This window comes from Bradyrhizobium rifense (assembly GCF_008123425.1).
GTDB lineage: Bacteria > Pseudomonadota > Alphaproteobacteria > Rhizobiales > Xanthobacteraceae > Bradyrhizobium > Bradyrhizobium rifense.
Genome location: NZ_VSSS01000092.1, coordinates 39,872 through 63,953 on the forward strand (window position 1 = coordinate 39,872; position 24,082 = coordinate 63,953).

The 24,082-nt window shown below is 62.3% G+C and carries 21 protein-coding genes and 1 pseudogene; 12 read left to right on the forward strand and 10 right to left on the reverse strand.

Annotated features, from left to right (window positions below):
* The first annotated feature begins 17 nt into the window (after nt 1–17).
* From FXB40_RS44995 to FXB40_RS45035, 9 genes are all read left to right on the forward strand, one after another.
* Nucleotides 18–476: a nuclear transport factor 2 family protein gene (locus tag FXB40_RS44995; RefSeq protein ID WP_148778677.1), complete on the forward strand. Its 459-nt coding sequence runs from the start codon at nt 18–20 to the stop codon at nt 474–476.
* 15 nt (nt 477–491) lie between these two features.
* Entirely contained in the window at nt 492–716 is a 225-nt protein-coding gene (locus tag FXB40_RS48825; protein WP_210352241.1) for a hypothetical protein, read from the forward strand.
* Nucleotides 717–1,075: 359 nt separating this feature from the next.
* Complete coding sequence (locus tag FXB40_RS45005) at nt 1,076–3,451, forward strand: glucose/quinate/shikimate family membrane-bound PQQ-dependent dehydrogenase (RefSeq protein ID WP_148778678.1); 2,376 nt, start codon at nt 1,076–1,078, stop codon at nt 3,449–3,451.
* Nucleotides 3,452–3,467: 16 nt separating this feature from the next.
* The gene (locus tag FXB40_RS45010; protein ID WP_210352242.1) at nt 3,468–4,832 is read left to right on the forward strand and encodes a carbohydrate porin; all 1,365 of its coding nucleotides are present in this window, start codon (nt 3,468–3,470) and stop codon (nt 4,830–4,832) included.
* Nucleotides 4,833–5,268: 436 nt separating this feature from the next.
* Nucleotides 5,269–6,567, forward strand: a complete 1,299-nt coding sequence (locus FXB40_RS45015; protein WP_187437568.1) for an ABC transporter substrate-binding protein — start codon at nt 5,269–5,271, stop codon at nt 6,565–6,567.
* A 153-nt stretch (nt 6,568–6,720) separates the two neighbouring features.
* Nucleotides 6,721–7,644 carry a carbohydrate ABC transporter permease gene (locus tag FXB40_RS45020; protein ID WP_187437569.1) on the forward strand — a complete coding sequence of 308 codons (924 nt, stop codon included), beginning with the start codon at nt 6,721–6,723 and terminating at the stop codon, nt 7,642–7,644.
* On the forward strand, nt 7,637–8,506 hold the full coding sequence (locus FXB40_RS45025) for a carbohydrate ABC transporter permease (RefSeq protein WP_148778681.1): 870 nt from the start codon (nt 7,637–7,639) through the stop codon (nt 8,504–8,506). Before FXB40_RS45020 ends, FXB40_RS45025 begins: the two co-directional genes overlap by 8 nt.
* A gap of 36 nt (nt 8,507–8,542) precedes the next feature.
* Complete coding sequence (locus FXB40_RS45030; protein WP_148778682.1) at nt 8,543–9,655, forward strand: ABC transporter ATP-binding protein; 1,113 nt, start codon at nt 8,543–8,545, stop codon at nt 9,653–9,655.
* Between the two features lie 144 nt (nt 9,656–9,799).
* The gene (locus tag FXB40_RS45035; RefSeq protein ID WP_148778699.1) at nt 9,800–10,837 is read left to right on the forward strand and encodes a LacI family DNA-binding transcriptional regulator; all 1,038 of its coding nucleotides are present in this window, start codon (nt 9,800–9,802) and stop codon (nt 10,835–10,837) included.
* A 37-nt stretch (nt 10,838–10,874) separates the two neighbouring features.
* On the opposite strand, the gene FXB40_RS45040 is transcribed toward FXB40_RS45035, so the two are convergent.
* On the reverse strand, nt 10,875–11,810 hold the full coding sequence (locus FXB40_RS45040) for a LysR family transcriptional regulator (RefSeq protein WP_148778683.1): 936 nt from the start codon (nt 11,808–11,810) through the stop codon (nt 10,875–10,877).
* A 135-nt stretch (nt 11,811–11,945) separates the two neighbouring features.
* Here FXB40_RS45040 and FXB40_RS45045 point away from each other — a divergent pair, with 135 nt between their 5' ends.
* Both FXB40_RS45045 and FXB40_RS50625 read left to right on the forward strand, forming a co-directional pair.
* Complete coding sequence (locus FXB40_RS45045; protein WP_148778684.1) at nt 11,946–12,779, forward strand: alpha/beta fold hydrolase; 834 nt, start codon at nt 11,946–11,948, stop codon at nt 12,777–12,779.
* 199 nt (nt 12,780–12,978) lie between these two features.
* Nucleotides 12,979–13,464: an HD domain-containing protein gene (locus FXB40_RS50625; RefSeq protein ID WP_430648191.1), complete on the forward strand. Its 486-nt coding sequence runs from the start codon at nt 12,979–12,981 to the stop codon at nt 13,462–13,464.
* A gap of 312 nt (nt 13,465–13,776) precedes the next feature.
* Here FXB40_RS50625 and FXB40_RS45055 read toward each other — a convergent pair whose 3' ends face one another.
* The 8 genes from FXB40_RS45055 to FXB40_RS45090 all read right to left on the reverse strand — a co-directional run bounded on the left by FXB40_RS45055 (nt 13,777) and on the right by FXB40_RS45090 (nt 22,319).
* Entirely contained in the window at nt 13,777–14,952 is a 1,176-nt protein-coding gene (locus FXB40_RS45055) for a Gfo/Idh/MocA family protein (protein WP_148778686.1), read from the reverse strand.
* A gap of 14 nt (nt 14,953–14,966) precedes the next feature.
* On the reverse strand, nt 14,967–16,022 hold the full coding sequence (locus FXB40_RS45060) for a sugar phosphate isomerase/epimerase family protein (RefSeq protein WP_148778687.1): 1,056 nt from the start codon (nt 16,020–16,022) through the stop codon (nt 14,967–14,969).
* 155 nt (nt 16,023–16,177) lie between these two features.
* The gene (locus FXB40_RS45065) at nt 16,178–17,338 is read right to left on the reverse strand and encodes a Gfo/Idh/MocA family protein (protein WP_148778688.1); all 1,161 of its coding nucleotides are present in this window, start codon (nt 17,336–17,338) and stop codon (nt 16,178–16,180) included.
* A 14-nt stretch (nt 17,339–17,352) separates the two neighbouring features.
* Entirely contained in the window at nt 17,353–18,114 is a 762-nt protein-coding gene (locus tag FXB40_RS45070; protein WP_148778689.1) for a sugar phosphate isomerase/epimerase family protein, read from the reverse strand.
* A gap of 26 nt (nt 18,115–18,140) precedes the next feature.
* Nucleotides 18,141–19,226 carry an ABC transporter ATP-binding protein gene (locus tag FXB40_RS45075; RefSeq protein WP_148778690.1) on the reverse strand — a complete coding sequence of 362 codons (1,086 nt, stop codon included), beginning with the start codon at nt 19,224–19,226 and terminating at the stop codon, nt 18,141–18,143.
* A 6-nt stretch (nt 19,227–19,232) separates the two neighbouring features.
* On the reverse strand, nt 19,233–20,126 hold the full coding sequence (locus tag FXB40_RS45080) for a carbohydrate ABC transporter permease (protein WP_148778691.1): 894 nt from the start codon (nt 20,124–20,126) through the stop codon (nt 19,233–19,235).
* Nucleotides 20,123–21,001, reverse strand: coding sequence for a carbohydrate ABC transporter permease (locus FXB40_RS45085; RefSeq protein WP_148778692.1), 879 nt, complete (start codon nt 20,999–21,001; stop codon nt 20,123–20,125). The genes FXB40_RS45080 and FXB40_RS45085 overlap by 4 nt, the downstream gene beginning before the upstream one ends.
* A gap of 76 nt (nt 21,002–21,077) precedes the next feature.
* Nucleotides 21,078–22,319, reverse strand: coding sequence for an ABC transporter substrate-binding protein (locus FXB40_RS45090; protein WP_148778693.1), 1,242 nt, complete (start codon nt 22,317–22,319; stop codon nt 21,078–21,080).
* A gap of 183 nt (nt 22,320–22,502) precedes the next feature.
* On the opposite strand from FXB40_RS45090, the gene FXB40_RS45095 reads away from it, so the two are divergent.
* Entirely contained in the window at nt 22,503–23,540 is a 1,038-nt protein-coding gene (locus FXB40_RS45095) for a LacI family DNA-binding transcriptional regulator (protein ID WP_187437570.1), read from the forward strand.
* Nucleotides 23,541–23,575: 35 nt separating this feature from the next.
* On the opposite strand, the pseudogene FXB40_RS45100 reads toward FXB40_RS45095, so the two are convergent.
* Nucleotides 23,576–23,698: pseudogene (locus FXB40_RS45100) on the reverse strand (GMC oxidoreductase); the annotation flags it as partial.
* Nucleotides 23,699–24,082: the final 384 nt, after the last annotated feature.

Genomic DNA, 24,082 nt, shown 5'->3' on the forward strand with positions numbered 1-24,082 from the left:
CACAACAGGAGTTATCCATGATCGAGCTGTTCGATTCCAATGACGGCCGCGCCGTTCGCAACAAGACCAATATCCTTGGCTTCTACGACCTTGTGATCAACCAGAAGAAGTCTGAGGCGTCAGTCGCCAGGTTCATCAGCCCCGCCTACGTCCAGCACAACCCGCTCATTGCCGACGGACCGGACGCGCTTGGAAGATTCTTCGGCCAGATCACCCGGGAGCGCGCGCGGGCCCGTGTCGTTGTCCACAAGATCATCGCCGTCGGCGACTATGTGTGGGCGCACGTGAATTTTCTGAATCTGTTCAACGACGATCCGAATGATACGGGGATCGCCGGCGTCGACATCTACAAGATGGACGCCGACGGAAAAGCCATCGAGCACTGGGACACCTTGCAGCTCGTCGGGGACCCCAGGAACGCGGCTCCGTGGCTCGCGCCGAATGTGCCGCGCGCCAACGCCAACGGCATGTTCTGAACTGGAGGACGAGCGATGAGCGACACACTTGGTCCTCTGATGGAAAGGAACCTGCTCGACATATTCGGGCAGTCAGATCGCGCGCGCCGGGCGGTCGCGATCGCCGACATCTACACGCCGAACTGCACGTTCTTTGAAGCGGGGGGAACGCGTCGTCGGCCACGACGCTCTCAACGCGAAGATCGAACGCATTCTCAAGGAAGCTCCCGGATTTGTGTTTCGCGCGACAGCGCCCGCTGAGGTGAATCACGATCTCGGTCGCTTGCAGTGGCATCTGGGACCGGCTGGAGCTCCTCCCGTCGTCACGGGCATGGACATTGCGATCTTCGAGCACGGCAGAATTCGGGCGCTGTACACCTTTCTCGACAAGCCTGCGAGCGATTGAGCCGTGTCACAGGTTTTTGAACATTGCGCGCGCATTTTGAAGAACCTTGCTTGTGCACGCTTTTCTCTCGCAACTTTACGCGGCGAGTGTTGCGCCAGCGCAGCAGTTGACGGTTGCCAGTTGTAGTTGATTGCACCACAGTCCTTGAAGATGGACGCCGTCCGTTGCGCTTGCGCGGGGACAGGTCAGGTCCCTTTCAAGCGCCGGAGCAGCCATGCAGCGATCCAGGGCAGTCTTTATCACGGGTCTCATCTACGCCTTGATCGGCCTGATCCTCGCGGGCGGTGGCATTTGGCTTGCCGCATTGGGTGGTTCCATTTTCTACATCATCCTCGGTGTCGGTATTCTCGCCACCGGTGCGTTGTTGATGGCACAGCGCCGTTCGGCGCTGTGGTTGTTTGCGATCGTGCTGGTCGGTACGCTGGCGTGGGCCATCTCAGAGGTCCAATTTGATTGGTGGCCGCTCGCGGCACGCGGCGACGTCATCTTCCCGATGGCGCTCTGGCTTCTGACGCCGATGATCGTGCGCGGGCTGTTGCGAGACGAGCCGGTGTCCTACCGAAGCGCGACGGCGCCACTCTGGGCCGGCGTCGCCGCGGCTTCGGTCGTCCTCGTCATCGCGCTTCTGTCCAGCTATCACAACATCAACGGCACGATCGTCGAGCCCGGCTCTGTGGTGCAGCAAAGCGAAGCCGACCCGCAACCCGATGCCGATTGGCGTGCCTATGGTCGCACCCAATTCGGACAACGCTATTCGCCGCTAAAGCAGATCACGCCTGACAATGCCGGCAACCTCAAGGTCGCCTGGATCTTCCGCACCGGCGACATGCCCACGCCAGAGGATTCCGGCGAGACGACCTTCGAGGTCACCCCGATCAAGGTGCGCGATACGCTCTATCTCTGTTCACAGCACCAGGTGCTGTTTGCGCTCGACGCCAAGACCGGCAAAGAGCGCTGGAGGTACGATCCCAAGCTGACGTTCAACAAGACGTTCCAGCACATGACCTGCCGCGGCGTCTCCTACCACGAGACCGCGGCAGGCGCGGTCGACAGCGGCGGCGCTCCGGCGCCCGCCGAATGCCCGCGGCGGATCTTCCTGCCCGTCAATGACGGGCGCATGATCGTGCTCGATGCCGACAGCGGCAAGCCCTGCGATGGTTTTGGCGATCATGGCTCCCTCGATCTCCAGCAAGGGATGGGGATCAAGACGGTGGGCTTCTTCGAGCCGACGTCACCGCCGGTCGTCAGTGACAAGATCCTGGTCGTTGCCGCCGCGGTGATCGACAATTATGCGGTTGAAGTGCCCTCGGGCGTGATCCGCGGCTTCGATGTCTACACCGGCAAGCTGGTTTGGGTCTGGGACTCCGGCGCAGCGGACGAGAATGAGATGCCGTCGCCGACGCGTCATTACGTCAACGGTTCGCCGAATTCATGGATCGCGGCCGCGTTCGATCCGAAATTGAACCTCGTCTACATCCCCACCGGCAACAACGGGCCCGACATCTGGGGCGGCAATCGCAATGAACTCGTCGAGCGCTATTCCAGCTCTATCGTTGCGCTGGATATCAACACCGGCAGGCGCGCCTGGTCGTACCAGACCGTGCGTCACGACCTCTGGGACATGGACGTTCCCGCGCAACCGAGCCTGATCGATGTGATGACGCCCAAGGGCATCGTTCCCGCACTCATCCAGCCGACCAAAGTGGGCAACTTGTTCGTGCTCGACCGCAGGAACGGTGAGCTGATCGTGCCGGCGCCGGATCGTCCGGTGCCGCAGGGGGCCGCGCCCGGCGACCGCACCGCGCCGACACAGCCGTTTTCCGACCTGACATTCCGCCCGGAGGCGAAGCTGACCGGCGCGGACATGTGGGGCGGCACGATCTTCGACCAGCTGCTGTGCCGGATCATGTTCCATCAATTGCGTTACGAGGGCACCTTCACGCCGCCGTCGTTGCAGGGCACGCTGGTCTTCCCGGGCAATCTCGGCATGTTCGAATGGGGCGGCATTGCCGTCGATCCGGTGAGACAGATCGCCATCGCCAACCCGATGGCGTTGCCGTTCGCGTCACGGCTGATTCCGCGCGGCCCGCTGAATCCTCCGGCGCCGACAGCCGAGAAGCCGGTCGGCAGCGAGGTCGGGGTGCAGCCGATGTATGGCACGCCGTTCGGGGTGGATATCTGGAGCTTTCTCTCGCCCCTCTCCGTGCCGTGCTATCGGCCGCCATGGGGTTACATGGCCGCAGTCGATCTGAAGACGATGAAGATCGTCTGGCAGCATCCCAACGGCACGATCAGAGATACCACGCCGCTGCCCCTCCCCTTCAAGATGGGCGTGCCGATGCTGGGTGGGCCGATCACGACCGCCGGCGGGGTCGCATTCTACACCGGAACCTACGAGTACACGATCCGGGCTTACGACGTGCGTACCGGCAAGGTGGTCTGGGAAGATCGATTGCCGGCCGGCGCCCAGTCGACACCGATGAGCTACGAGGTCGACGGCAAGCAATATGTCGTCACTGCAGCCGGCGGCCACGGCTCGTTCGGCACCAAGCGCGGTGATTACATCATCGCCTACGCGTTGAAGGACTGAACCCGGGAGCATCGTCATGATGGCATCATCCGGTGAGCGAGCGAAGCATCCAGCGACGCTCTGCCTTTGGCTGGTTCTCTCAATCATCTCGGTCTGTGCGGTCGGCGACGCCGCCTATGCCGCCGACCTGACGATTCCCGCCGGCGCGGCCAGCCCGGCTGTGGCAGCGGTGCCTTGGCTGTTCGGCGACTGGAACGGCGCGAGAACCCGGCTGTCGAATGCAGGCATCGATTTCCAGTTTGGCTACACCAGCGAGATCGCCGGCAATGCAACGGGCGGTGACCGCCGTCAGGTCGCCTACACCGATCAATGGACCTTTGGCACGACGTTCGATCTCACCAAGCTGGGCGTCGTGCCCGGCGGCACGGTCCAGGTTACATGGACGGACCGCAACGGCAGCAATTTGAGCGATGACGCGCGCCTCGGCACGTTGCAACAGGTGCAGGAAGTATTCGGGCGCGGCCAGACGCTGCGGCTCACGCAATTCTGGTACGACCAGAAATTCATCGACGGCGCGGTCGACTGGAAGATCGGGCGGATCACGTTCGGCGAGGACTTCGCAGCGTTCTCCTGCGACTTCGAGAACCTGACATTCTGCGGCGCGCAACCCGGCAACCTCGTCGGCAATTACATCTACAACTGGCCGGTCAGCCAATGGGCTTCCAGGCTGAAGTTCAATCTGCAGGGTTTTGGCTATTTTCAGTTCGGCGTGTTTGACGCCAATCCCAATTACCTGAAGGTGGCGCAATCGGCACTTCCGGTGTTCTATTCGGGATCCACGGGTCTCCTGATCCCGGCAGAGCTCGGATGGTTGCCGAAGTTCGGCGATCTGCAGGGCAGCTACAAGTTCGGCGGCTGGTATGACACGTCGACCGCGCCCGATGTGGTCACCGACATCAACGGCAACCCGGCCGTGCTCAGCGGACAGCCGCTGCTGCAGAGCCGCGGGCGCTACGGCATCTACGTCAATTTCCTTCAGCAGGTGATCCACCCGTCGCGCGCAGATTCCTCAGGTGCATTGAGCCTGTTTCTGAATGCGACAATGGCCGACCGGCGGACGGCGACCACCGATTATCAAATCGCCGGCGGTCTGACCTATACCGGCCCGTTCCAGTCCCGCCCCGAGGACGACATCGGATTTGCGGTCGGCACCACCCACGTCAACAGCCGCGTTGCCTGGTCGGAACAGCTGCAAAACCTGGCCGGCCTCGGTCCGGTCGCGGTCCAGAGCAACGAATACAGCATGGAGCTCTACTACACCTACCGGCCGCTCGCCGGCCTGCAGGTGCGGCCGAACATCCAGTATGTGATCAACCCCGGCGGCACCACCACGAATGCAAACGCATTGGTGTTCGGGTTGAAGACGGTCGCGAATTTCTGAGATCGCGCGAAGCGCGTTCACGGGTGGATCCCGATGGTCCGCAGAGTTCGACGAATTTCGGTAAATAAGTAGTCCTCGCCGGACCGGCCTGCTCCCGTCGGTTTTGCCGCGAGCAGAATCCTGCTCCGACGAACAAGCAACCCAATCCTCACGCCCGTCACCCGCCGACCAGAATCACGCGAGCCACGAGCCACAGCCGGGTCAGAAGACGATTCCTAGCAAAGAAAGCGCTTGCGCAAGCGCTTCGATGAATTTACCGTTCGCATGTCAGGCTAGGTCGCGAGTTTCAGCTCACAAGAGAACCGCCTCCCCCTGGCTCACGCTTTCGCAGTTCATGCGGACGCGAACGGAGGAGAACGTTCACGCCAGGCACCGATCGCCCCGGGATTCGCCCGGGCCGAGAGACGGAAAGGCGTGTCTAGGAGGACGACAAATCATGCCTTTCAAAATGTCCCTGAGCCGCCGCGCGCTTCTGGCGGCGACCTTCGCAGCCAGCGCGGTCTCCGCGATTTGTGCCGCCAGCCCACCAGCCTCGGCCGCACCGGTGGAGCTTCGCTACTTCTATCGTGCGCCGTGGCCGTCGTCGGAAGTCTACGCGAACTACTTGATCGACGAGTGGAATAAAAAGAATGGCACGCGGATCCACGTGACCGGAGCCAGTGTCGATGGCGAGACCTACAAAACCAAGCAGACGATCGAGCTCGCTTCCAGCAATCCACCCGACATCTTCTATTCCTGGGAAGGCGGCCGCGCCGCGGAGATCATCAAGAACGGTTTCGCGGCCGATCTCACTCCCTACTATCAGAAGTACGGCTGGGCGAAGGCGCTGGTCCCGGCCGGTGTCTCACTCGCGACCTTCGGCGACAAGAAGTTCTTCGTTCCGACCGAAGTCGGCGCGTCGGTCGTCTGGTATCGCAAAGACCTCTACGAGAAGCTCGGCCTCAAGGTCCCGAAGACCTGGGACGAACTGATGGCCAATGCCGAAGCGGGCAAGAAGGCGGGCCTGTGGCCATTCATGCTGGCGAACCAGAAGAAGTGGCCGGCGCAGTTCATGTGGTCTGCAATCCTGGTCAACAAGTTCGGTCTCGAAACCTATGACGGCCTGGTCAGCAACAAGATTCCATGGACCGATCCACGCGCCGTCGAAACCACCCAGATCATGGCCGACCTCTCCAAAAAAGGCTATTTCGAGCCGTCGTTCAACTCGATCGATGTCGGCCCGGCGATGGTCCCGTGGAGTCAGGGCAAGGCTCTGCACTGGTACCAGGGCTCGTTCAATCTCGGCCGATTCCGCGGCGAGAACCCGAAATGCTGCGTCGTCCCGATGGACTATTTCCCGATGCCGTCATTCGACGGGCACAAGCCGGTCATGTCGGTGTTTGCGGAAGACACGATCATGATCCACGCCAAGAGCCAGCATAAGGACGAGGCGGCCGAGTTCGTCGACTGGATGGTCTCCAAGCAGGCCATGACGGAGAAACTCGTGATCGACAAACCGTTCCCGTCTTCGACCGAAGCGGATCTGTCGGGCCTCAGCGAGATGGAGCAACGGCTCGGCAAAGACATGGCCAATGCAGGCTCCTTCACCTTCATGCATGTCGACCATGCGACCCCGCCTGCGATCTCCGACAGGTTCCTCGATGCGGTTCAGGGCGTCCTTGCCGGTGCGGTCACGCCTGAGGAGGCGATGAAGACAACGGAACAGGAAGCCATCCGTACGCGGGGAAAAATCTGATCCTGCCGTTCTGATCCTGCCCAGTTGGCGGCGAGCGTCCCTGGCCGGCACCGCCGCCTTGGACGCCGCGAGGAAACCCTCACTCCTCGCGGCGTCCTCCTTCAAGGCACCATCGCCGACTTGCCACCATCCATGATCGAGGTTGCCCCCACGATGTCCGAGCTTCTGCAAACAAGGCAGCCGAGCCTGTTCGAATTCGCTCGCGCCCACGTGCTTGCGACGATCTTCGGCGTCGTGATGCCGCTCGTCGTCTTCGCGGTCTTCGTCGGCTATCCGATCGTCTACACCGTCGTTCTCAGCCTTTATGAATGGAACGGCATGACGCCGACCAAAACATTCGTCGGGCTCGCGAACTACCAGTACATGCTGCAAGACCGCTACTTCTACACGGCCCTGTTCAACAATCTGAAGTGGCTCGCGGTGACGCTGGTGTTCCCCGTCTGCCTCGGCCTCGTCATCGCTTACGGTCTCCGTGCCAAGATCCTGCCGTTTCCGACGCTGGTTCGCACCGTGATCTTCTTCCCGGTCACCATGTCGCTGATTTCGGTCGGCCTGATGTTCCTGCTCATCCTCAATCCGTTGTTCGGCGCCTTCGACACGCTGCTGCAATCGATCGGCCTCGGCGGGCTGGTCATGGAGTGGTTCGGCGACTACCGCATCGCGCTCTACACGCTGACTGTGGTCTCCGGCTGGGCTTTCACGGGCATGCCGATGATCTTCTATTTTGCCGGTCTCGGCGACGTCCCGAAGGATACGTTCGACGCGGCCCGGATCGAGGGGGCCGGCCACGCGCGCATGCTGATCCAGGTCGCAGTGCCCCAGCTTCGACCGGTCACCGCGGTCGTCGTTATGCTGACGATCTTCGAGTCGCTCCGCGCCTTCGACCTCATCGCTGTGATGACCAAGGGCGCGCCGTTCGGCACCACCAACGTGCTGGGCTACCTCGTCTATCTCGAAAGCTTCTGGAACAGCCGGTTCGGCTACGGCGCAGCACTGTCGGTCGCCATCCTGGCCGTCTCGGTTGGCCTTGCAACCCTGGTCACGCGCACCCTGATGAAGGGAGCCTTCGATGTCTGACGCCGCGCTCGATTTCGCCGATAGCCGCCGGGCGCTGCTGGGCTTCACCGGACGCCTCGTCGGCTTCACGCTGCTGGCGACACTGATGTTCATCTGGCTCGGCCCCGTGCTGCTCGTCGTCCTGACCTCGGTCAAATCGAACAACGACTTCCTCGCCGGCCCGTTCGCGTTGCCCACCCATCTGACCTTCGAGCCCTATCTCAAGGTCTGGTTCGCACTCGGCTTCGGACCGCTGATGGCGAACTCCTTTCTCTATGCGACGGCCGGCTCCGCACTCGCGGTGATCCTGGCGCTCGTCCCCGCCTTCACGCTGTCGCGGCTCGACGTGCCCGGCAAGAAAGTGATCTTCGGCATCATCCTGACGGGCTTGATGCTGCCGCAGCAGACCGTGATCATTCCACTCTACGACACGCTGCGCTCGCTCAATCTTCTCGACACCCGCCTCGGTCTGATCGTCGTCCACGCAGCCTATGGCATGCCGGCGCAGATTCTGATCCTGCGCGGCTTCATGACCACGATCCCGCGTGACATCGAAAAGGCCGCCTATCTTGAAGGCGCGTCCGACCTCCAGGTGTTCTGGCGGGTCATACTGCCTCTTTCCATACCGGGGATCCTGGTCGGGTTTACCCTCAACTTCATCGCGATCTGGAAAGAGTTCGTGTTCGGCCTCGTGCTGCTCAACTCCGAAGCGAATTTCCCGGTAACGGTCGGCATGCTCAAGCTCAACTCCGACCGGTACATGTCGGTGTTCAATCTGCCGGCGGCGGGCCTGGTGATTGCGCAGATCCCGATCGTGATCCTGTTCATACTGACTTATCGCAGGATCTCCGAGGGCAACTTCGCTGGCGCCACCAAAGGCTAGTCCCGCATCCCTCCGAAAGCCGAAGGCTGTTCATCGATGGCTCAAGTATCGCTCACCAACATCGTCAAGCGCTATGGCGCACATGTCGTCGTACCAAACCTCGATCTCGAGATCGCCGACGGTGAGTTCGTCGTTCTGGTCGGGCCATCCGGTTGCGGAAAGACGACGACCCTGCAGATGATTGCTGGCCTGGAGTCGATCTCCGGGGGCACGCTTCGTATCGGCGGCCGCGACGTGACGCACCTGCCCGCCAAGGATCGCGACATCGCGATGGTGTTCCAGTCCTACGCGCTATTTCCGCACATGACGGTCCGCGACAACGTCAATTTCGGGCTTCGCATCCGCCGCACGCCAGCGCAGAAGATGGAGCACATCGTCGCCGACGTTGCCGAGCGGCTGCAGATCGCGGCCTACCTCGACCGCCTGCCGCGCGCGCTGTCCGGCGGTCAACGCCAGCGCGTCGCGCTCGCGCGCGCACTGGTGCGCCGCCCGGGCGTGTTCCTTATGGATGAACCGCTCTCTAACCTCGATGCCAAGCTGCGCGTCGAGGCACGCTCCTTCCTGTCCAAGATGCATCATGAGCTCGGCATCACCACCGTCTACGTCACCCACGACCAGTCCGAAGCCATGACAATGGGCACGCGCATTGTCGTCATGAAGGATGGCATCATCCAGCAGGCAGCGCCCCCGCTCGAGGTGTATCGCCGGCCAGCAAACAAATTTGTCGCAGGCTTCATTGGCTCGCCGTCCATGAATTTCCTCGAATTCGTGTTCGACGGAGCCGCGCTTGTTCGCGCGAACACTGCGGTCCGTCTCGAGCTTCCCGAGGCCCAGCGCTGCATGCTTCGAGCCGCGGGACAAAGCCGCATCACCCTCGGCGTCCGGCCGGAGCACCTCATCCTTCAACCGCGCGAGGTCTCCGAGTCTGGAACGATCGGCTTTCAAATCGACGTGTGTCAACACCTCGGCAATGAAACCCTTCTCGATCTCGCCGAAGGCGCCTTCCGCGCGATCGCCCGGGTCCATCCCGAGGAGGACGCTTCAGAGGGAGAGCGTCGTCAGTTCCGGATCGATATGGAGCGCGCTCACTTCTTCCATGTCGACACCGGCGAGAACTTGAGCCTGGCGCCACAACGCAACGGAGGTTGACGTTGGAAATCTGATCATGACCCGATCTCCTTGTCCGAGCACGATGTTGCGGGAATGCCGCTGCGCGCCTTTCCGGATCATGTTCTGGTACAGTGTATTTTAACGAGTCTCGTCCCTCGCTGGACGTTTCAAGGTTGTTTTCAAATGGCTACCATTGCCGATGTCGCCCGGATCGCCGGCGTCTCGCTTTCCACCGTCAGCCACGTGCTGAACGGGACGCGCTTTGTTCGGCCGGAAACCGAAAAGGCGGTGCGCGATGCGATCGCGGCCACGGGCTACACGCCCAATTCGCTCGCCCGCTCGCTGGCCCGCGCCTCGACCAACAGCGTTGGCATCGCCATCTCGGCCGTCTCGAATCCCTATTTCAGCGATATTATCCGGGCCGTCGAATCCGAATGCGCAGCGCTCGACATGACAATCTTCCTTGCCGACACCCACGACATTCCGGAAAGGGAGTTGCAGGTCGTGCAGGCACTGCATCAACACCGCGTCGACGGCATCATCCTCGCGCCGTCGACGACGTCGAGCGAACGCTCCGTCACCTACCTTAGGGAGAACAAGATACCGGCCGTGCTCGTCGACCGTCTCGTGTCGGCGGAATTCGATCAGGTCGGCGTGTACAACGCGGAATCGGTCGAGCGGCTCGTCGATCACCTCGTCGGTTTGGGGCATCGGCGGATCGGAATGGTGCCGGGCCAGCCGGGCTTCGCCACGACCCTCGAACGCATTGCCGGCTACCGCTCGGCGGTCGCGCGGCACGGCATCGACGCCGAGGATGATCTGATCGCGCCCGGCTCGATCGACATCGACTCGGCTGCGGACTCGGCCGAAGGTCTGATGCGGGTCGCGCACCCGCCGACGGCCATTCTCGCGGGCAACAACCTCGCGACCATCGGGGTGATGCGGGGCCTGCGTCGCGGCGGGTTCGCGGTGCCGCGCGACGTCGCGCTTGTCGGCTTCGACGATTTCGATTGGGCCGACAGCTTCGAGCCGCGGCTGACGGTCGTCGCCCAGCCCTGCCTCGATATCGGCCGGGTCGCAGCCAATCTGCTGCTCGAGCGCATCAAGGATCCGGACAAGCCACCGACCACGACGCGGCTCCAGACCTCGCTCATTGTCAGGGACTCCTGCGGATCTCACCTGCGGCGTCCCGCTTCGCCGAACCGAGATCGCAACGCTTAGACGAGCAGTGTTGGCAATCCACAGCCGTAGCGGCCATCTAGACCCTCGTCCGGCCTGACGTTGCTGACGCACGATCCCAGGGCGGATCAGCTCCGAAGCTCGCGATCAGGTGGTCGATGAAGTGGCGCGCTTTCAGCGAGATATTGCGCGCCGACGGATACAGCGCGTGGATCGCCAGCTCGGACGTGCGATGGTCAGGCAGCAAAGCGATCAGGTCTCCGTCCGCAATTTGCTCCCCGAAGACGAAGGTCGGGCCATAGGCGAGACCGGCACCAGCGAGGGCAGCTGCAAGAAGCATTTGCGTGTTATTCGCCGCCATGCGAACCGGCCCGTCAATCAGATGAGACTGGCCCTCAGGGTCCGTCAGCATCCAATCGCCCGCCGAGACGGCTGCGCTGAAAGCCAGCCGAGGCGCCCGGCGCAGCTCTTCAACGTTCCTCGGGGTGCCGTATCGATCGAGAAAATCGGGCGATGCACAGAACACCATGCGGCAAGGCGCCAGGCGTCTGGCGACGAGATCGGAGTCGAGCAGCCGGCCGATCCGAATCGCGACGTCGATCCCTTCGCTGAGAAGGTCGACATAGCGATCGCTGAGCATGACTTCGACAGCGACTGAAGGATGCTGCTCGAGATAGCGGGCCAGGACGCCGCCCAGATGCATAGCGCCGAAGGTCAAGGGCACAGCGACACGCAGCACACCGCGAACGACCTGTTGCGCATCGCTGGCCTCGCGGTTCGCATCGTCGACTTCCTCAAGGATACGTTTGCAGCGCGTGTAATAGGCGCGGCCCGCATCGGTCAGGCTGAGCTGACGGGTGCTCCGCTGCATCAGCCGGATGCCAAGGTCAGCTTCGATCGCGGAGACATGCTTGCCGGCCATGGAGGCCGACAGGCCGAAGCGCCGTGCGGCTCCGATCAGGCTGCCCTCCTCGGCGGCAACAACGAACACGGCCATGCTGGTGAAGCGATCCATGGTTCCTCCATTCGATAATAAGATTATCATATCCTGGTAAAAATATGAGGATTATCGACCAAAACTACGCGATCTACCTTCGCCTTTAAGCCCGACCGGACACCCGCCGGCCCTGCGAAGGTCAAGGAGATCGCCATGAAAATCGCCGCGAACGGCATTCGGATTCACGTTGAGGAGCAGGGCAGTGGCGACGTCGCCCTCGTGTTTCTTCACTATTATGGAGGCTCGTCGCGCACCTGGGGCAAAGTCATTTCGGCTTTACCGAAATCGCACCGCACCTTTGCGACGGACCACCGCGGCTGGGGCGAATCCGACGCTCCTGCCAGCGGCTATGGCTTGGCCGATCTCGCCGACGACGCGCAGGGCGTGATCGAGGCGTTGGAGCTCAATCGATACGTCCTTATCGGCCATTCGATGGGCGGCAAGGTCGCTCAGTTTATGGCTTCGCGCCGCCCGAATGGCTTGGCTGGTCTCGTTCTTGTCGCCCCCTCGCCTCCTCAGCCCATGGCCATGCCCCCCGAGGCACGTGAGGCGATGGCAAGTGTCTATGCGACGCGCGAAAGCATCGGCGCGGCGATCGACCAAGTGCTGACTGCCAAGGTTCTCAACCCGAAGGACCGAGAGCAGGTGATCGAAGACAGCCTGCGTGGCGCCCCACAAGCAAAGGCGGCGTGGCCGCGGTCCACCAGCCTGGAGGACATCACCCGCGATGTCGCTGCCATCGATGTGCCCACGCTCGTCGTCGCGGGCGAACTCGACCGGGTCGACAGTGTGGATTTGCTCAAAGCCGAGCTGCTGTCGCGCGTTCCGCACGCCGTGCTCCACGTCTTGCCGGGTACCGGCCATCTCTCGCCGCTGGAGTCTCCGCAGGAGCTTGGCGATCTGATCGACGCGTTCGCCACACAGGTCGCAGACGAGCCGAACCGGACGGACGGCAAAACCAAGCAGCCGGCCCATCAGCGAACGTAAGCCGGCTTGCAAACCTGTGAGCCTTGAATCTTGAGGAGGATATATGAGTAAACCTGTCGTAATCGGAGGGATTATCGCTCCGGATTCAGATCTCGCTCGCAAAGCCGCTGCGCTGGCAAAGCAGGCCCATTCCCAGGTGCTGCTCAATCATGTGCATCGGACGTGGTGGTTTGCCGAGTTCCTCGGCCGAAAAAGAAAGATGAAGTACGATCGCGAGCTTCTCTACATCGCGTCGCTGCTCCATGACCTCGGCCTTTCGGCGTCGCACGCCGCCGACAAGCGATTTGAAGTCGACGGCGCTGACGCCGCAAGCCGCTTCCTGCTTGCGAACGATTACCCGACGTCGAAAGCCGAGATCGTCTGGGATGCCATAGCGCTCCACGCCCTCGCCGACATCGCCGACCGCAAGCAATCGGAAGTCGCGCTCGTCCATTTCGGCGCACACGTCGACGTCATGGGACTTCGTATGGAGGAAATCACCCCGTCCCTGATCGACGACACCCTCGCTCTCTATCCGCGGATCGGAATGAAAGCGGCGTTCACGGAAGCGTTGGCCGAAGTCGCAAGAAAGAAGCCGCATACGGCGATTGGTACTGGCCTGGCCGACATCGGACGGCGTCTCGTGCATGGTCTTGAGATTCCGAACGTATGCGACATCATCCACGCAGCCCCGTTCGAAAGTTGACGATGCAGCCGAAATCCCCCACTGGCCTCTCATCCGACCCGCGGCACTGTGGCGTTCGAAGGCGAGCGCTTAAAAGCGCGCCAAGTCGCATAAGATCGTAGAGTGGCGAAGAAAATCGTGGAGCGGGTGAAGCGCTCCGATCGGTTCGAGCCCTCGATCACCGCGAAACTCCACCAGCGCGACCATGACGTTTTCCGCCGCCGGTGGCATGCCGACTGCCGTGGTCTCGTAGGCAACCGCACATGCAGCCTCGACACGATGGCCTCCAGCAGCGAGCCGCATCGACCGACTGCTTTATGGATGTGTCGGCAGTTACGTCATCCGAACCCAGGCGCCTTTGCGTGTCGCGGACTTCACGGCAGCTTCGATGAACTTCACGCCTTCCAGGCCATCCTCAACAGTTGGGAAGATCACGTCAGGATCTGGCTTTTCGCCGGTCTCTGCCGCTTGGATGGCGCGCGCCGCCTCAGCATAGATGGTCGCGAAACCTTCAAGGTAACCCTCAGGGTGGCCAGAGGGGATGCGGGTGACCCGACCCGCGTCGCCCAAGACGCCGGCGCCGCCCCGGGTCAGGAGCTGCTTCGGCCGGCCGTAGGGCGTGAACCAAAGCTGGTTGGGATTCTCCTGCGCCCATTCGAGGCCGCCTTTGCTGCCGTAAACACGCAACGTCAGGCCGTTCTCATTGCCGACGGCGACCTGGCTCGCCCAGAGCATGCCCTTGGCGCCGCCTTTCCACCTGAGGAGGATCTGGACATCGTCATCGAGGCGCCGCCCCTCGACGAAAGTCGACAGTTGTGCGAGCAATTCGTCGAGCTCGAGCCCGGTGACGAAGCAGGCGAGATTGTAGGCGTGGGTGCCGATGTCGCCGATGCATCCGCCGGCGCCGGACCGAGCCGGATCCGTGCGCCACGCCGCCTGTTTATGGCTGCTCGCCTCCAATCGCTCGGTCAGCCAATCCTGGAGATATTCGGCATGGACGAGCCGAATCTCCCCGAGGTCGCCATTCGCGACCATGGCGCGGGCCTGCCGGACCATGGGATAGCCCGTATAGTTGTGCGTCACCACAAACACCTTGCCACTCTTCTTGACGAGCGCCACCAGCTCTTCGGCCTCTGCGACGGTCGTCGTCAGCGGCTTGTCGCAGATCACGTGGATTCCGGCTTCAAGAAAGGTCTTCGCGACCGGGCTGTGCATGTGATTTGGAGTTACGATCGAGACCGCCTCGATGCCGTCCACTCGCGCGGCTTCGACCGTCGCCATTTCTTCGAAGGAGCCGTAAGCGCGATCGTCGGCAATGCCGAGTTCCTTCGCCGAGGCCTTGGCCCGAACCGGATCGGAAGCAAGCGCGCCGGCAACGAGCTCGAACTGGTCGTCGATACGCGCCGCGATGCGGTGCACGGCGCCGATAAAGGCTCCTTGGCCGCCACCGACCATGCCGAGCCGGATACGACGATGACCGCCAGCCTCATTGCTTGCTTCGATAGCCATATTGTTCCCCTCGCTCAGGAGATGCCCAGCATCTTGCGGTTCGCCTGCTGGTCCGCACCGGAACCTGCGAAATCGTCGAACGCTTTTTCGGTGACGCGGATGATATGGTTATTGATGAACTCCGCGCCCTCGCGCGCACCTTGCTCAGGATGCTTCAGCGCGCATTCCCATTCGAGCACCGCCCAGCTCCCGTAATCATACTGCGTCAACTTCGAGAAGATGGCGCCGAAATCGACTTGTCCATCGCCGAGCGAGCGGAAGCGGCCGGCACGGTCGACCCAACTTTGGAACCCGCCGTAAACACCTTGGCGGCCGGTCGGATTGAACTCGGCGTCCTTGACATGGAAGGCTTTGATACGCGCGTGGTAGATGTCGATGTAGTCGAGGTAGTCGAGCTGCTGCAGCACGAAATGCGACGGGTCGTAGAGCAGGTTCGCGCGCTTGTGGTTATTCACACGTTCGAGGAACATTTCGTAGGAAACACCGTCGTGCAAATCCTCACCCGGATGGATTTCGTAGGCGAGATCAACGCCGTGCTCGTCGGCATGGTCAAGGATCGGTCGCCAACGCTTTGCGAGCTCGTCGAAGGCGGCCTCGACGAGGCCGGCCGGACGCTGCGGCCATGGATAGATGTAGGGCCATGCAAGCGCGCCAGAGAAGGTCGCGTGCACAGTGAGCCCGAGACGCTTGGAGGCCAGGATCGCGCGCTTGACCTGGTCGACGGCCCACTCGGTACGCGCCTTGGGATTGCCGCGGACTTCAGGTGCAGCGAAGCCGTCAAACGCCGCGTCATAAGCCGGATGGACGGCGACGAGCTGGCCCTGGAGGTGGGTCGAGAGCTCGGTGATGGAAAGGCCGTGGCGAGCTGCGATTCCTTTCAGCTCGTCGGCATAGGTCTGCGACTCCGAGGCCTTCCTTAGATCGATGAGCCGCCCATCCCAGCTCGGAATCTGAACCCCCTTGTAGCCGAGCGAGGCGGCCCATCCGCAGATCGAGTCGAAGGAGTTGAACGGCGCCGCGTCGGCAGCGAACTGAGCGAGGAATATCGCTGGTCCCTTGATCATCTTCATCGAATGCTTCCTTCTGCCGTCGACGCTCCAGCAGCACGCGCCCGCCGAGCTCGATATTCCACCAAAACCCGCCTCCCCTCGCTGGTTCCAGGAGACAGAGCGGGCATTTCACCCAATGTCTGTCGCCAGGCAATCATCTGAGGGACTGTCGCGATTCAGAACGTCTCCTCGCCCCACAACGCCATCGCATCGACGTCGGACAGCGGCGCCGGTCGCTCGACGCGCGAACGCACTGCGATCTCCCCGCCTTCGGCACCGGCCTTAAGGATCGCATGCTTCACCTCCAGCGCGTGACTCGCCAACGCGCCGGAGGAGCGGTGTGGCGTGCCGCGCAGCACCGCACTTGCGAGTTCGGCGATGCCGAGGCAACGATAGTTCGCCTGGTTCGGTATATGATCGGCCCAATTCGGCGAGCGCCAGTTGGGCTTGCCGAATGGCCGGTCGTCAGCTGTGACCGAGATCCAGTCGCCGCCTTTCTCGGTGTATTGCACCACGCCCCCAAAGAAGTTGGGATCCGGCACGCGTAGCGAGCCCTCGGTGCCGTAAAGCTCGATCGGCGGATGTCCGTGTTTCCAGACGTCCCAGCTCATCGCAAAGATGATGTCGGCGCCAGACTCGAAATGCAGCAGCGACATCACCGTCGTTGGCGTTTCCACCGCGATGGTCTTGCCGTTCATCGGCCCCTTCGAGGTAACGAGCCGATTGGCGAAACCGGCGCTCGCACGTCCCTGCACCGAAGCAACCGGCCCCAACAGGTTGATGAGGGCCGCAAGGTAATACGGCCCCATGTCAAGGATCGGCCCGCCGCCCGGCTTGAAGAAGAAGGTTGGATCGGGATGCCAATGCTCCATGCCATGCGACATCAGGAAGCAGGTGCCATAGAGCACCTTGCCGATCCGACCCGTATCGACGAACTCGCGTGCTGTCCGTCCGCCGCCGCCAAGGAAAGTATCCGGTGCGCAGCCGAGCTTCAAATCGCGACGCGACGCCTCCGCGACCAAGGTCGCGGCGTCGTTGGCCTCCACCGTAATCGGCTTTTCGCCGAACACGTGCTTGCCGGCGCTAAGCGCCGCGTGGCTCACGCCGTAGTGCGCACTCGGCGTGGTGAGATTGACGATGATCTGGATGTCGGGACGCGCCAGCAGCGCCTCGATCGACAACGCCTCGATGCCGAACTGCGCTGCCTGAGCTTGTGCGGCCTCCGGCCGCAGATCGGCACAGGCGACCAGCTTGAGATTGCGGAATTTCGGCATGTTGTGCATGTAGATCGTCGAGATGTTGCCGCATCCGACGATGCCGACACCGAGCTTAGCCATGATCCGATCCCCCGTCACGTCCATGACGACACGGTCTCGCGCGCCCGGCGCGCGAAACGGGCGACGTCGTTCGGCTTGTCGTGTTCGGCGACGAACAGGGAGACCCCGGCCTCCTTCATCGCCGCGAGCAGCGCCGTCCAATTCATGGTGCCGTGGCCGGGATCTGCCCAGCCGTCCTCATCGGCGCATTGTCCCGATGGTGCGAGATCCTTGATGTGGCAGGCGACCAGGCGCTGCGCATGCTTCTTGATCTCGGCGACCGGATCGCCGCCGCCGCGCACGATCCATGCGAGATCAGCCTCCCAGATGAGGTCGGGAGCCTCCTCGAAAAGGCATTCGAGATAGGTCTTGCCGCTTCCGGTGCGGCCATATTCCCAATGATGATTGTGCCAGCCGAACTTGAGCCCCTCGCCGGTCACCGCCTTGCCGATCTCCGCAAGCTGGCGCCCGATCCCGCGCCATTCCTTTTCGCCACCCTCGCGCTCACCCAATGGCGGGGCCGGCGCGAAGACGGTCTCGATCCCCAGCTCCTTGCACATCCTCGCCGTGCCGACCGTATCCTCACGCAGCCGGTCGAGGCCGACATGGGCGCTCGGCGCAGTCATCCCGTGGACATCGAGGAGCTTCTTCAGCGTCTCGGGATCGTTGAACAGTCCGCCCCAGGGCTCCACCATTGTGTAGCCGAGGCTGGACAGCAGCGCGAATTGTGCCTCGAGCGGGTTAATGGAGCGGGCGGAATAGAGCTGGATGGAAAATCGGTCGATCGGTTGGGTCATGTCTCGCTTTCGGCTGCGTGGAGGATTTAGAGGCGTTGTCCGCTCGCCTCGTCGAACAGCGACAGGGCGTCGGCAGGGAATCGGACGGCGAGGGCGTCACCTGCACGCACCTGCGCGTCGGCGTCGCGGCGGAAGGAAAAGGCGGTGCCGTCGGCAAGACGACACCAGATGAGCGTGTCGGCCCCCATCGGCTCGACCATCTCGACACGCGCAGGCACCGAGGATTGATCGTCGGCCCCCGTCATCTCGATATGCTCGGGGCGGATGCCAAGAACGACCGGTGCGTCGGTGGGCTGACTCCGAAAGACGTAGCCGTTCAGGCCAAGCCGGTTTACGCCGGCGACGAATACCATTTCGCCGCCGCGCGCGAGCCTGCCGGGAATGAAGTTCATCGCGGGGGAGCCGACGAAGGAAGCGACGAAGCGGTTCACCGGTTCGCGATAGATCTTCTTTGGCGTATCAAGTTGCTGGATCACGCCACCCTGCATGACAGCGATGCGGTCTGCGAGCGTCAGCGCCTCGATCTGGTCGTGCGTCACGTAGATCATGGTGGCACCGAGCCGTGCATGCAGCCGCTTGATCTCTACCCTGAGCTCGGCGCGCAACTGGGCATCCAGATTGGATAGCGGCTCGTCGAACAGATAGACGCCGGCATGACGCACCAGCGCCCGTCCGATTGCGACACGCTGACGCTGGCCGCCGGAGAGCTCGCTGGGACGGCGCTCGAGGAGACTGGTGAGCCGCAGCATCTGCGCGGCCTCGCCGACGCGGCGCTCGATCTCGCTCTGCGGCGTGCCCGCGACCTTCAGCCCGAACGACATGTTCCGCCGTACGCTCATGCGCGGATAGAGCGCGTAGCTCTGGAACACCATTGCGATGCCGCGATCCTTCGGTTCTGCCCAGGTGACATCACGGCCGCCGATATGGATCTCGCCGCCCTTGACGTCGATCAGCCCGGCGATGGCGTTGAGCAAAGTCGACTTGCCACAGCCGGACGGCCCAAGCAGCACGAGGAACTCGGACTCACCAACGTGGAGATCGAGATTTTCCAGCACCTTCAGGCCGCCAAAGCCGATCTGCAGGCTCCTGATATCGACGCTCGATTTCTGCATGGTGCGTCAGCCTTTCACGGCGCCGGCGGCAATGCCGCGCACGAACCAACGCCCGGAGCCGAAATAGACGACGAGCGGCAACAGCGCGGTCAACAGCGTCGCCGCCATGTCGACATTGTAGGCGCGCTCACCTTGCGTCGAATTGACGATGTTGTTGAGCTGCACCGTCATCGGCAAATTGTCGCGGCCGGCGAAGATGAGCCCCAGGATGAAATCGTTCCAGATGCCGGTGGTTTGCAGGATCACCGCGACCACGATCATGGGCGTGGCCATTGGCATCATGATGAGCGCATAGATCTGGTAGAAGCCGGCGCCGTCGACGCGGGCGGCCTTGAACAACTCGACCGGCAGCGATGCGAAATAATTGCGGAACAGCAGCGTCATGGTCGGAAGGCCGAAGATCGTGTGGATGATCACGATGGTGAGGAGCGACTGCCCGAGCCCGGTGAAGGAGAACACGCGCACCAACGGATAGATGAACACTTGATAGGGGATGAAGGCGACCACCATCATCGCGCCGAACAGGATGTTGGCGCCGGGCAGACGCCATAGCGATAGCGCATAGCCGGTGAGCGAGCCGATCAGAATGGAGATGCCGACCGACGGCACCAGGATGCGCAGCGAGTTGAAAAAGCCGATCTTGATGCCCTGGCAGGTCAGGCCGGTACACGCCGACGTCCAGGCCTTGACCCACGCGTCGATGCTGGGAGCTGCCGGCAAGGCCAACAGATTGCCCTGCCGGATCTCTGCCATCGGCTTCAGCGAGGTGACGATCATCACATACAGCGGCAGCAGGAAGTAGAGCGCGGTAATGAAGATGAAGGCATAGAGGCCCCAGCGCGCCGGGGTCATGCGCTTTGGCCGGCGAGAGGCGGGCAAGAGCTGCGCCACCGCGGTCATCGCATCTCTCCCTTGCGCGCGCGCCAGTAGAGATAGGGCGCGACCACCGCGATCACCGTGATCAGCATGGTGGTGGCCGCCGCTGTCGCAAGCCCGATATTGGCGCGTTCGAACAAATGATCCATGACGAATTTGGCGGGCACCTCCGAGGCGATGCCCGGTCCGCCATTGGTCATCGCGACCGAGAGGTCGTAGAGGCGCACCACGCCGGTCGACAGCAGCACCGCGGCGGTCGCAAAGCTTGCGTCCATCATCGGAATGATGATCGACACATAGACCCGCCATTTCGGCAGGCCGTCGACCCGCGCCGCCTTCCATATCTCCTCGTCGACGCCACGCAAGCCAGCGAGCATGATCGCCATCACGAGGCCGGAAGCCTGCCAGACGCCCGCGATGACCAGGCAATAGATCGCGGTCTCCGGCCGCACGATCCAGTCGAACGTCGCGCCTTCGAAGCCCCAGCTGCGCAACACATGCTGGATGCCGAGCGTCGGATTGAGCAGCCACTGCCAGACGAGGCCCGTGACGACGAAGGACATCGAATAGGGATAAAGATAGATCGAACGGATCGTGTCCTCGGCGCGCACCCGCTGATCGATCGCAACGGCCAGCAGGAAGCCGATCAGAAGCGCGAGTGAAACGAACAGCACACCGTAGATGACGATGTTGTGGACCGAGGTGATCCAGCGATCGTTGTTGAACAACATCTCGTACTGCCGGAGCCCGATGAAATTGTTGTTCGGCAGCATGCGCGAATTGGTCAGCGATATCCACACGGTCCAACTGGTGGCGCCGATATAGACGACGAACATCACCAGCAGTGCCGGCAGGAGCGCGGAGATCGCGGAGAGTCGTGAGGTCAGCGAAAGACGCATCGCATCGCCGGATTGAGGAGAGGTCGACGGGCAGGAAAGGCGGCCGCAGTTCGTCGGCCGCCTTTATTGTGATGCATCACTCCTGGGACTTCAGCACCGCGGCAACCTTGGCGGAGAATTCATCGGCGCTCATACTGGTGTTCCAATATTGCGAGATCGCATCCTGCAGCGCACCGATCAGCGCCGGCGGCGCCAGCATGTCGCCGGACGGCATTTGCTGGGCCTTGTCTGCGACATAGCGCATGCCCTTTTGGGCACAAGCGTCGAGTGCGGACGCATCGACATCGCTACGCACCGGGATCGAGCCCTTCTTCAGCGCGAACTGGATCTGGGTCTCGGGCGTCAGCATCAGTCTCGCCAACGTCATCTGCGCCTTGGTGGTGGACGGGTCCTTCGCCTTCGGGAATACGAACACGTCGCCGCCCATCACATAGCCGCCACTGCCATTGGACAGCACGGTGCAGCCGTAATCCTTCTCGGGGACTTTGCCGGCGGCGATGAACTCGCCCTTGGCCCAGTCGCCCATGATCTGCATTCCGGCCTTGCCCTGGATGACCATGTTGGTCGCGTCATTCCAGTTGCGGCCGGGCGCGCCAGCATCGACATAGTCCTTGAGCTTCTTGTAGGTGACGGCGACCGCCTTGAACTCGGCGCTCTGCGCCAGCGAGGTGTCGCGCTTGCCGAGGATGCCGGTCCACATCTGCGCGCCACCAGCGCCGATCATGACCGCGTTGAACAGATTCTGTTCCCAGTTCTTCTGGCCTGAGAAGGCCAGCGGGATCACCTTGCCCTCGGCCTTGAGCTTGTCGAGAATAGTAATCGCGTCATTCCAGGTCTTCGGCTCGTCGGCGCCGACAGAGGCAAGCACAGCCTTGTTGTACCAGAGCCAATTCTGACCGTGGATGTTGATCGGCACCGCATACATCTTGCCCTTGCGGGTCGCCGCGGCAATGATTGCGGCGGGCATCACGCCTTTCCAGTTGCCTTCGGTTGCAATCGCATCGACATCGGCGAGCAGATCGCCCTCCACCAATTCGTCGAACTGTTTGCCGGTGTTGAGCTGCATGGCGGTCGGCGGATTGCCGGCGACGGTGCGGCTGATCGCGGCGTTTCGTGCATTCGCAGCGCCGGCGACTGCGCTGTCGATCCAGGTGCCGCCAGCCTTGTTGAACTGGTCGGCGAACACCTTCACGGCGGCCGCCTCGCCGCCGGAGGTCCACCAGTGGATGACCTCCGCCTTCATCTCTTCTGCGGAAACTGGCGCCGAGGCCCAGGCCGTGGCGACAATCGCTACCGATGCGAACAACGTGCGCTTCATCATTCCCTCCCGGATTGGCCTTTTGCAGGCCTGTGTAATTCGTCTTACGGCCCTTAAGGGCTCGCTATGGCTTTACATGCCGTATGTAATCGATTACATCGTGACGCTAGCAGAACGTCGAGATTTTGCAAGTCCCGTCATGACGCCGAAATCGCGAACCTCGATATGGCCAAGCGAACCAGAGTGACACGCCCAAAGGCGGCCAGGATCGCGGACGTTGCACAGCTGGCAGGAGTCTCGGTTGCGACCGTCAGCCGGACGCTGGCCCGCCCCGAAGTCGTGATTGAGGAAACCCGCCTGCGCGTGCTCGCTGCGGTGCGTGATACCGGTTACATGCCGAACATTTCCGCAAGGAACCTGCGCGTCCGGAAGACCATGGTCGTGCTGGTGGCGGTGCCGGACATCGCCAACCCGTTCTTCGCCGAGGTTCTCCAGGGCATCGACGATACCCTATCGGCCGCCGACTACGGTCTCATCATCGCCAATCTGGCCGGCTCGCCCGGGAAGGAGGCACGCTACGTCGATCTGGTCTGCGCCGGTCAGGCCGACGGCGTGCTGCTGTTGTGCGGCCATGTGATGCGCAGCCCCGACCGCGACTTGCGCGATGCGCGCGTGCCGCTGGTTGCGGCCTGCGAGTATATTCCTGGCGAGAAGTTCCCGCAGATCACAATCGACAACGTCGACACTGCGCGCGAGGCGGTGGGACACCTCATCAAACTGGGCCACACAAATATCGCCTATCTGTCCGGGCCCAAATCCAACATCCTCGAGCAGCAGCGTCTCGAAGGCTATCGACAGGCCTTGCGCGAGGCGGGGATTGCGGCCGATGCGGGGTTGATTCTGCGCGGCGATTTCACCTTCCGCGCCGGCGTCGAGGCCGGCCGGGCGCTGCTGGCGCTCGAGCCCGTAGCGCGTCCCACCGCGCTGTTTGCGGCCAATGACGAAATGGCAATCGGCCTGATCAAGACCGTGCACACGGCCGGCCTCCAGATCCCGGACGATCTCTCCGTCGTGGGCTTCGACGGCATCGCCTATGCCGACTATTGCGAGCCGACCTTGACGACCATCGTCCAGCCGCGTCGCGACCTCGGAGCCACCGCCGCGGCCGAACTGATCTCGCTCATGACGAACGGCAGAGCGGGGCCGCGGAAGGACATCAAGCTTCCCGCCACGCTAATGCTGCGCGACAGCACGCGCGCGCCGCGGAGGAGTCCCTCTTGAACCGCCAACCTGCCGCATTGGGCTAAGACGGTTTCCTTGCCCAAAATGAAACGCGCGGCCCGCTCGCCGGTCATCATCGTCGGCGCGTTGGTATTGCCGGAAACCAGGCGTGGCATGATCGACGCGTCTGCGACGCGAAGTCCTTTGACCCCGCGCATGCCTCGAAACCAATTCTGGGCACCGGGGCGTCGTTAAAAGGCGTGCCACATCGTACAAAATCGTAGAGTGGCGCACAAAATCGTGGAGCGGGTGAAGGGAATCGAACCCTCGTATTCAGCTTGGAAGTCATGGAATCCTGCAGTGTTTTCAGCGGCCGTTCTGACATTTACGGTGTTTTTGGCCCATTGAGATCATTACAGAATTTCTCGTTGTCAGAATGGCGGTTGCGAGCCTCACGGTCGCAGTCAAGACCGGTTTTGCGCCTTTATGGAAATCCGTGAAGTAATGGTGGTAGCGCCTGTATCAGCAATACGGTGCTTCCGCCCAACACGCTGGCACCCACGACGAGCAGGGACAGGACCCGCGCCAAAGCATCTCGTTGC

Excerpts from the sequence above, each read along its gene's own strand:
- FXB40_RS44995 (WP_148778677.1), top strand. The coding sequence starts at position 18 with ATGATCGAGCTGTTCGATTCCAATGACGGCCGCGCCGTTCGCAACAAG.
- FXB40_RS48825 (WP_210352241.1), top strand. The coding sequence starts at position 492 with ATGAGCGACACACTTGGTCCTCTGATGGAAAGGAACCTGCTCGACATA.
- FXB40_RS45005 (WP_148778678.1), top strand. The coding sequence starts at position 1,076 with ATGCAGCGATCCAGGGCAGTCTTTATCACGGGTCTCATCTACGCCTTG.
- FXB40_RS45010 (WP_210352242.1), top strand. The coding sequence starts at position 3,468 with ATGATGGCATCATCCGGTGAGCGAGCGAAGCATCCAGCGACGCTCTGC.
- FXB40_RS45015 (WP_187437568.1), top strand. The coding sequence starts at position 5,269 with ATGCCTTTCAAAATGTCCCTGAGCCGCCGCGCGCTTCTGGCGGCGACC.
- FXB40_RS45020 (WP_187437569.1), top strand. The coding sequence starts at position 6,721 with ATGTCCGAGCTTCTGCAAACAAGGCAGCCGAGCCTGTTCGAATTCGCT.
- FXB40_RS45025 (WP_148778681.1), top strand. The coding sequence starts at position 7,637 with ATGTCTGACGCCGCGCTCGATTTCGCCGATAGCCGCCGGGCGCTGCTG.
- FXB40_RS45030 (WP_148778682.1), top strand. The coding sequence starts at position 8,543 with ATGGCTCAAGTATCGCTCACCAACATCGTCAAGCGCTATGGCGCACAT.
- FXB40_RS45035 (WP_148778699.1), top strand. The coding sequence starts at position 9,800 with ATGGCTACCATTGCCGATGTCGCCCGGATCGCCGGCGTCTCGCTTTCC.
- FXB40_RS45040 (WP_148778683.1), bottom strand. The coding sequence starts at position 11,810 with ATGGATCGCTTCACCAGCATGGCCGTGTTCGTTGTTGCCGCCGAGGAG.
- FXB40_RS45045 (WP_148778684.1), top strand. The coding sequence starts at position 11,946 with ATGAAAATCGCCGCGAACGGCATTCGGATTCACGTTGAGGAGCAGGGC.
- FXB40_RS50625 (WP_430648191.1), top strand. The coding sequence starts at position 12,979 with ATGAAGTACGATCGCGAGCTTCTCTACATCGCGTCGCTGCTCCATGAC.
- FXB40_RS45055 (WP_148778686.1), bottom strand. The coding sequence starts at position 14,952 with ATGGCTATCGAAGCAAGCAATGAGGCTGGCGGTCATCGTCGTATCCGG.
- FXB40_RS45060 (WP_148778687.1), bottom strand. The coding sequence starts at position 16,022 with ATGAAGATGATCAAGGGACCAGCGATATTCCTCGCTCAGTTCGCTGCC.
- FXB40_RS45065 (WP_148778688.1), bottom strand. The coding sequence starts at position 17,338 with ATGGCTAAGCTCGGTGTCGGCATCGTCGGATGCGGCAACATCTCGACG.
- FXB40_RS45070 (WP_148778689.1), bottom strand. The coding sequence starts at position 18,114 with ATGACCCAACCGATCGACCGATTTTCCATCCAGCTCTATTCCGCCCGC.
- FXB40_RS45075 (WP_148778690.1), bottom strand. The coding sequence starts at position 19,226 with ATGCAGAAATCGAGCGTCGATATCAGGAGCCTGCAGATCGGCTTTGGC.
- FXB40_RS45080 (WP_148778691.1), bottom strand. The coding sequence starts at position 20,126 with ATGACCGCGGTGGCGCAGCTCTTGCCCGCCTCTCGCCGGCCAAAGCGC.
- FXB40_RS45085 (WP_148778692.1), bottom strand. The coding sequence starts at position 21,001 with ATGCGTCTTTCGCTGACCTCACGACTCTCCGCGATCTCCGCGCTCCTG.
- FXB40_RS45090 (WP_148778693.1), bottom strand. The coding sequence starts at position 22,319 with ATGAAGCGCACGTTGTTCGCATCGGTAGCGATTGTCGCCACGGCCTGG.